The following is a 6,531-nucleotide window of genomic DNA, read 5'->3' as shown; positions in this document are numbered from 1 at the left end:
GACGACGACCGCGTCGAGCGTCTCCACGTCGGGCTTGCGCTTCAGCCACTCCCGCCCGCGGTCGCCAGGGGTGTAGGGCGCGTCCGGGTCCTTCAGCATGACCCCCTCGTGGCCCGCGTCGAGCGCGGCCGCCTCCGCCGCCTCGACGGCCTCGACGTCGCTCGCCAGGTCGAGGGCCGCGGCCGCGTCCGGAGCGGCGTCGACGAGGCGGTCGTGGCGGACCCGGAGCGGCTCGTCGAGGAGGTCCGCGCCGTCGGCGTGGAGGCAGTCGAAGGCGTGGAGCCGGAGCGACACCTCCTCGCGCATGCGGTCGACGTCGTGTTTCCGGCGGAACCGCCGCAACACCTCCTGGAACGGGAGCGGGTCGCCGCCCTCGTCGACCGCGACGACCTCGCCGTCGAGGATGACCGGGACGTCGACGCGGTCCGCGACGCGCTCGGCGATCTCCGGGAGCGCGTCGGTCACGTCGTCCATGTTCCGGGAGTAGAGCCGCGGACCGAGCGCCTCGCGGTCGGTTCCGCCGTCCACTTCGGGGTCGTCGGCCTCGCTCTCGTCGTCGGCCTCGCCCCCGTCGCCGGGCACGTAGTGGACCTGCACGCGCGCCCCGTCGAACTTGGTCTCGACGGCGACCTCGCCGAACGACTCGACCGCGTCGGTCGCGGTCCCGGCCTGCGCGAGCATCGCCTGCACGGGACGCCCCACGACGAGCCCCTCCGCGCGGAGGCCGGCGAGCCCCTCGTCGCGCGCGAGGGCCGCGACGCGGCCGTAGTCGTTCGTCACCTGCAGCGCCCGCTCGACGGCGGCGACCGCCTCGTCGCCGGCGCAGAGGGTCGGCTCCGCGTCGTCGCTCTCGGCGGGGCCCGCGTCCGGCTCCGACTCCTCGCCGTCGCCAGCGTCCCCGACCGACTCCGAGAGGAACGTCTCGGCGACCGCGTCGCGGACGGTCCCCTCGCCGACGCCGATCCGCATCTCGCCGAGCACCAGGCGCGCGAGGAACTTCGCCTCGGCCGGATCACACCGATTGAAGAGGCCGAACAGCGCGTCGAGCTTGCGCGACTCGCTGCCGTCGCCCGACGCGGCCGCCAGCTCGCGCAGCGCCCCGTCGACCTCGGCGACCGTGAGCGCGTCGCGGCCCTCTCCGAAGGCGGCGAGGCCGCGTTGGCCGCCGAAGTCGAAGCCGGCGGCGACCGCGCCGATCTCGCCCGCCGCCGCGAGCCGGTCCTCGACGTCGGCGGCCGTCACGTTCGGGCCCGCGGCGCGGGCGATCGCCTCCCGGCACAGCGCCGGGCCGATATCGAGGGTCCGCGTGTCGTGCGCCGGGAAGACGCGCCCGAGCAGGAAGCGGGTGACCGTCGGGAGGTCGTCGCCGGCGCGGAGGGCCGGCTCCGCGTCGTCGCTCGCGTCGGCCGCGTTCCCCCCTCCGCCGGCCGCCGCGAGCAGGTCGGCGACCGCGAGCGTCGTCCCGATGTCGCCCGGCTCGGCCGCCAGCCGCTCGGCGCGCGCGGCGAACGTGGCGAACTCCATAGGGTGGGTCGGAAATCGGCGGGCAAAAGCGCCCCGATACGTCCCACGTGCTCCCGCTCTCCGCCCCGACCCCACGTCGTGCCGACCGTCCCCACGCCGCCGATCGGCCGTAGCCCTTTTTACGAGGCCGATACGTCGTCCGTCCCATGAGCACGGATTCCGCCCTCGCAGACGGCGTCCGCGAGGCGCTCGCCGTCGACCCGGACGAGTTCGCCGCGCGCGCCGAAGAGGAGGCGGAGATCGTCAAACAGGAGCTCCGCGACGGGTCCTTCGACAACCACCAGTCGATCGTCGGCTTCGAGTACGAGTTCTACGCGGTCGCCGACGGGCGCTGGAGCGAGGAGTCGCGGGCCGGCGAGTACGCCCTGATGCGCGTCCCGCGCCGGCTCCTGGAGCTGATGGGGTTCGAGAAGGAGCTCGGGCTCCACAACGCGGAGATGTCGACGAGCCCGCAGCCCCTCTCCGACCACGGGCTCCGGGCGCAGCTCGCGGAGGTTCGCGCGCGGCTGGAGGCCGCGGAGAACACCGCGGGCGTCGAGGGGATGCGGCTCGTCTCCGACGGGATCTGGACCATCCCCCCGACCGGCGAGACGGCCCGGGGGTACCTCACCGACTGCGTCGACGTCGACGGCGTCACCGTCGCGGTCAACATGAGCGACTCGGTCCGGTACCACGCGATGGCGAACGCGGGCGCGGACGACCGGTGGGGGACGGTCGTCGAGGCGCCGGGGGTGTCGCTCGCGGCGGACACCGTGATGCCGGAGAGCCTCATCACCTCGATCCAGCCGCACTACCAGGTCGCGCACGCGGAGACGCTCCCGCGGCACTTCCGCTACGCGCTCCGGATCGCGGGGCCCCTCCTCGCGCTCGGCGTCAACTCGCCGTTCTTCCCGCCGGAGCTGTACGACGAGGGCTGGGACGGCCAGCGCGTCCTCGCCGAGGGCGCCGCCGAGAACCGGATCCACGTGTTCGAGTCGGTGCTCAACGAGCGCACCGAGGACGACAAGGTGCGGTTCCCGCGCGACGTCCACGACGTCGAGACCGCGGTCGACCGGATCGCCGGCGACGAGACGCTCGTCCCGATGCCGGAGCCCGAGGGGACCGACCGCTTCGACGACGCGTTCGCGACCTTCCGGACGAAGCACGGCAGCTACTGGCGGTGGGTCCGCCCGGTCTTCGAGGGGGCGAGCCGGTCGAGCGCGAACGCCCGGATCGAGTTCCGCCCGATCGCGGCCCAGCCCACCGTCCGCGACTCCATCGCCTTTCAGGCGGCGTTCGCCGGGCTGATGGAGGCGCTCCCGCAGCGCGAACACCCGGTCATCCGGCTCGACTGGGAGACCGCCCGCGACAACTTCTACGCCGCCGTCGCCGACGGGCTCGGCGCCGACGTCGAGTGGATCGGCCGCGACGGCGAGACCACGACGGACACCGACGCGATATACGAGGACCTCCTCGATCACGCCGAGGCCGGCCTGCGGACCGCCGGCTGTCCCGAGGAGGAGGCGGCCTCGTGGCTCGCGCCGCTCCGGTGGCGCGTCGCGAACCGGACCACGCCGGCGAGCTGGAAGCGCGACCGGGTCCGCGCGCGCCTCGACGCCGGCGACGACTTCGAGACCGCGGTCCACGACACCCAGCGGGAGTACATCGACCGACAGTCAGAGACGCTCGTCGAGGGCGGCTTCTCGGCGTGGAAAGACAGCGGCGAGGCGGAGTAGCACTTATAAAAACGGACGGCCGAAGACCGCACCAACCGATCCGGCGCGCTCCAGCGAGCGGCTCGGAGGGCCGCGAGCGGACGGCGCGAGGTCGCCGGCGCTCCGCGCCGGCTGCCAGAGAATCTTCGATTCTCGCTGGAGTCAGTCGCCCGGAGCGACGCGGAGGGCGACTGACAGGGCGAGAGCGAAGCTCTCGCTTGCAGCCGGACGTAGTCCGGCGACGAGGCTGGGGAGGCGTGAGGTTGCGGTGCTGTGCGGTCGGGTGGGACACAAAGGGGCAGCCACGAGGAGCGCGGAGGCGACGCAAGCAGCGTGGCGCTACGCGCCACGGGCAGCCGGCGGCGAAGCCGCCGGCGACACCGCAGGGAGCGAGTGGAACGAGCGACTGAGGAGCGCAGCGAGCGTGCGCGCTCCTCGTGGCTGGGGCTTTGGAGGTGTTCACCCCCGATCCCGAGTCAATCTCATTTAAACGAACGTCTGTGTCACCGATCGAGGATAGCCCACGCTCACGGAGCAAAAACGCGTATGAATGGCGGACAGGCGGGGTGGCCCGGCGTTCCAGCGCGGGGTATCCCGGTTGCCTTCTCCACCCCGCGACCCGACGAGCGACGGGCGTTCGGCGATGGGCTGCTCGCTTCCGCGCCTGACCCGATATCGCCGACGAACCGCGACGGACCGCTCCTGCGAGCGGGCGCCACGGACCGCTGTCCCCGGCGGACGAGGCTTCCACGTTGGCTCTCGGGGCCCGCGCCGGTCTGACCGGACGCGCCCGCTGTTCGGTCCCCGCTAAAGACTACCTCACGGGTGACGAGCGGGGCCTAACCGCCCGACCTAGTCCGTTTGACGATACTCGGGTCCGGCATAAGGGCCTTTCGTTCGGCGGCGCCCTCCCTACGACAGCAGCGCTCGGGCGTACACCGCGGCGGAGACGGGGAGCGGGACCGACACGGCGACGACGGCGGGCGCGTGCCACTGCAGCCAGCGGTAGTCGCCGAACATCGTCGTCGGCTCGACGGCGAGCGCCCACGTCGCCGCGCTGAGCGTGGTCACGACGCCGAGGATCACCGCGACGCCCGCGAGCGTCCCCGGGTCGAGGTTCCCTTCCTCGACCGAGGCGACGACGACGGCGGTCAGCAGCGCGAACAGCGCGATCCCGCCGGCGCCGAGGGTGCCGGCGGCGTAGTAGCCGGCGAGCTGCGTCGCGTACCCCGACACGAGCGCGTACGGGGCCGCGAGCACGACCACGGTGACGACGCCGGCGGCGATCCCCGTCCGGCGAGAGACGTCGCGGAGATTCATGCCCGTCGGTCGGTCGGGGACCGCGGTAAAAGGACCGGATCGGCGCCGGCGGCGCCGCCGACCGCCCGGCTCCACCGTCCATCTTCCGCCCCTCTCCCGTCCCGTCCGTCCCCGAGCCCCGTACCGTTTTGAGTCGCCGGCGCGGAGTGGGGGTATGAGCCTCGACGTCGACCCGCCGGAGCCGCCCGAGCTCGCCGCCGTGGACCCGAACGAGTACGAGGACGCGGAGGTCGCCGGCGGCGAGTACCGCCGCGACGACCTGGAGGCGCTCCTCCAAGAGGGGGCGTGGGAGGACGCCTTCGAGGAGTGGGCCGCCGGAAGCGACATGGACGAGGCGGACTGGGAGATCGCCGTCGACCTCGGGCTCGTCTCCCGCTTCGACTTCTTCTGGGACGACTTCGCCGACCGCGTCGGCTACCACGCGCCCGGGCTGCCCGAGGACTGGAAGGAGCGCGACCTCCATCCCGACCTCGACTCGTGGGGGACCGTCTCCGCGATCAACGCCGGGCTCACAGAGCTCGGCCAGATCGTCTGCGAGACGCTCAAAGAGGAGTACATCGACTGGGAGGCCGACTTCGAGGCGCCCGACGACCTGCCCGACTTCGAGGAGTAGCGCGCGGCGCGCCAGCGGCGCCCGCCGTCCCGCCCCGCTCGACTAGTGCCCCCAGAGCGTCCCGTCGGGGGCGTACCGCGCGTCCATGATCCGGTCCCACTGCGCGTCCGAGAGGGCGAGGTCGGTCGCGGCGACGTTCTCCGCGAGCTGGTCGGTCGTGCGCGCGCCGACGATGGGGACGCAGGTGAACTCGTCCCACTCGGTGAGCCACGCGAGCGCGACCTGCGACGGGGTGGCGTCGAGCTCGGCGGCGACCTCGCGGACCGCGTCCAGCACCTTCCAGCCGCGCTCGGAGAGGTAGAACCGCTCGAAGCGGTCGTCGAAGCTCGCCCGCGAGCCGTCCGGCGCGATCACCTGCTCGGGGTCGTCCGGGTCGGCGCGCTCGTACTTGCCGGTGAGGAACCCGCCCGCCAGCGGGGAGTACGGGCAGACGGCGATGTCCTGATCGATACAGACGTCGAGGTACTCGCTCACGTCCTCGTAGTAGCCGGCGTGGTGGAGCGGCTGGACCACGTCGAACCGGGCGTAGTCGTTGGCGTCGGCGGTCCACAGCGCCTTCGTCAGCTGCCACGCCGCCATCGTCGACGCGCCGAGGTAGTGCACTTTCCCCTCGGAGACGAGCTCGTCGAGGACGCGCATCGTCTCTTCGATGGGCGTCTCCTCGTCCCAGCGGTGGATGTAGTAGATATCGAGGTAGTCGGTGTCGAGCCGGTCGAGCGTCCCCTCGACCTGCGCGCGGATGTGCTTGCGTCCGAGCCCGGAGTCGTTGGGGCCGGGCTCGCCGCGCCCGTCGAACGGGAAGTACACCTTCGAGGCGATCACGTAGTCCTCGCGGTCGCGCTCCGCGAGCCACTCGCCGACGTACTCCTCGCTCGTGCCGTTCGGACTCCCGTAGACGTTCGCGGTGTCGATGAAGTTGATACCGTGCTCTTCGACCGCGTCGAGCAGCTCGTGAGCCTCCTCGCGCCCGGTCTCGACCACGCCGTTCGTCTCCCGCCCGAAGCGCCACGTCCCGAAGCAGAGCTCCGAGACGCTCAGTCCGGTGTCGCCGAGCCGTCGGTAGTCCATATCCCGCCTCACTCGCCGTCGAGTCATAAAGCGTGGCGACGGCGGCAGCCCGCGGGGCGGGCGCGAGGCTCGCGCCGCGGTCAGTCAAACGGGTACCGCGCCGTCGACCCGCACTCGCGGCAGCGCACGACGACGCGGCCGGGGCGGAGCCGGACGCGCCCCGTCTTGCCGGGGCGGAGGTACACGTCGCAGTCGTCGCAAGTCCGTCGGGAGAAGCCGGCCGGGAGCCCGCAGCGGTTCCGCTCCGCGATCCGACGCGCGAGCGCGACGTACTCCCGAGAGCGGTCGTACTCGCCGTCGACGACCGCCTCG

6 protein-coding genes and 1 other RNA gene are annotated in these 6,531 nt (G+C 72.7%); 2 read left to right on the top strand and 5 right to left on the bottom strand.

Features of this window, described 5'->3' with window-relative positions; genetic code table 11:
• Positions 1–1,524: DNA ligase (locus DJ81_RS12440; protein ID WP_094589960.1), on the bottom strand; the 1,524-nt coding region annotated here is incomplete at its 3' end.
• 146 nt (positions 1,525–1,670) lie between these two features.
• Between DJ81_RS12440 and DJ81_RS12435 the strand changes: the two genes are divergently transcribed.
• Entirely contained in the window at positions 1,671–3,239 is a 1,569-nt protein-coding gene (locus DJ81_RS12435) for a hypothetical protein (RefSeq protein ID WP_094589958.1), read from the top strand.
• 530 nt (positions 3,240–3,769) lie between these two features.
• Here the strand turns inward: DJ81_RS12435 and ffs are convergent.
• Both ffs and DJ81_RS12425 read right to left on the bottom strand, forming a co-directional pair.
• Positions 3,770–4,081, bottom strand: an RNA gene (ffs, locus tag DJ81_RS12430) — signal recognition particle sRNA.
• Positions 4,082–4,130: 49 nt separating this feature from the next.
• On the bottom strand, positions 4,131–4,538 hold the full coding sequence (locus tag DJ81_RS12425; RefSeq protein ID WP_094524244.1) for a hypothetical protein: 408 nt from the start codon (positions 4,536–4,538) through the stop codon (positions 4,131–4,133).
• Between the two features lie 154 nt (positions 4,539–4,692).
• Between DJ81_RS12425 and DJ81_RS12420 the strand changes: the two genes are divergently transcribed.
• Positions 4,693–5,151, top strand: a complete 459-nt coding sequence (locus DJ81_RS12420) for a hypothetical protein (protein ID WP_094524243.1) — start codon at positions 4,693–4,695, stop codon at positions 5,149–5,151.
• 42 nt (positions 5,152–5,193) lie between these two features.
• On the opposite strand, the gene DJ81_RS12415 is transcribed toward DJ81_RS12420, so the two are convergent.
• Entirely contained in the window at positions 5,194–6,219 is a 1,026-nt protein-coding gene (locus DJ81_RS12415; RefSeq protein WP_094589956.1) for an aldo/keto reductase, read from the bottom strand.
• Positions 6,220–6,299: 80 nt separating this feature from the next.
• Positions 6,300–6,531, bottom strand: a 232-nt coding sequence (locus DJ81_RS12410; RefSeq protein ID WP_094589954.1) for a ribonuclease P protein component 4, incomplete at its 5' end; no start/stop codon positions are given.

This window comes from Halorubrum sp. Hd13, assembly GCF_002252755.1.
Lineage (GTDB): Archaea > Halobacteriota > Halobacteria > Halobacteriales > Haloferacaceae > Halorubrum.
Note: the sequence above shows the minus strand (reverse complement) of the source record. Positions and strands in the feature narration are given on the sequence as shown.